General features: G+C 55.3%; 1 pseudogene. It reads right to left on the bottom strand.

Annotated features, from left to right (window positions below):
• Positions 1–12: 12 nt before the first annotated feature.
• Positions 13–1218 (bottom strand): annotated as a pseudogene (locus DFP90_RS22615) (IS3 family transposase).
• Positions 1219–1295 lie beyond the last annotated feature (77 nt).

Raw genomic sequence — 1295 nt, 5'->3', positions numbered from 1 at the left:
CATGATTACTGACTATGCTGCCCTGTCTGCCGCTTGGAGGACCGGGCGATAGCCCGGGCCGGAGAGCGGCAGGCATCCGTGATAAACTTCCCTTGGGGTGTTCCCGGCATGTGTGCCATGAGGCCGCAGCCGATTATAGAAGTCAACCCAGCGTCGAATGCCGGCCCTAACCTCTGCTCCGCCGTTGAAGGCATGCAGATAGATGCACTCATATTTGAGACTGCGCCATAGCCGTTCGATGAAGATATTGTCCATGCAGCGCCCTTTGCCGTCTGTTACCGACAGGTGAATGCATGCATTCACCGAGAGGCATTGAGATCCTGACACCGGCCTGTTTAAGCCGCTCAGTCCAGGCCCACGAGGTAAACTGGCTGCCCTGATCAGTGTTGAATATCTCCGGTGCGCCGTAGCGGTCGAGCGCTTCATCCAGAGCATCGAGGCAGAACTGCACGTCCATCGTGTTCGATAGCCGCCAGGCCAATACCTTGCGGCTGTGCCAGTCCATGATCGCCACCAGATAGAGGAAGCCCCGTGCCAGCGGCACATAGGTGATATCTGCACACCAGACCTGGTTCGGGCGTTCTATCCGCAGCCCCTTGAGCAGATAGGGATAACGTTTGTGCTGGGGATGTGGGACCGTGGTGTTGGGCTTCTGGTAGATCGGCATCAACCCCATCAATCGCATCAGACGGCGAACCCGTTTCACATTCACATCATGGCCTTGCCGTCGTAGATGCCACCTCATCTGCCGGACACCGTAAAACGGGGTATCCAGAAACTGCTGGTCAATTTCACGCATCAGGGCAAGATTCTCAGCACTTTCACCTCGCGGTCGATGATAGAAGCTTGATCTGCTCAGCGACAATAACCGGCATTGGCGGATGATCGGCAGTTTGTGGTCGCGCCCAATCATGGTCCGTCTCACTTGTCGGTCCATGGCTTGAGCGCGTCGGCTAAAAAATCACGTTCCACTGTTAACTCGCCGATCTTGGCGTGAAGCTCTTTCAGCTTGGCCGGATCGACGGCTGCTTCCTTCTTCGAGGACCCGCGTTCAAAAATATCAGGGGCATTCTCCAGAAGCGCCTTCTTCCACTGATGGATCATTGTTGGATGAACCCCGAACCGGCTCGAAAGCTCGGCTACCGTCTGTTCACCCTTCAACGCCTCAAGCGCCACTTTGGCCTTGAAACCGGGATTGTACTGTTTCCGTTTGGACATAACTGATCTCCATTGTTGAGATCAGAAAACACTCTTCTGTAGCTTACGTCACTGTCCGATTTCCGGGGACTAGCTCA

This window comes from Aestuariispira insulae (assembly GCF_003385955.1).
In the GTDB taxonomy this organism is placed as follows: domain Bacteria; phylum Pseudomonadota; class Alphaproteobacteria; order UBA8366; family Aestuariispiraceae; genus Aestuariispira; species Aestuariispira insulae.
The sequence above is the reverse complement of the archived record's forward strand: the minus strand, read 5'-3'. Positions and strand labels throughout refer to the sequence as shown.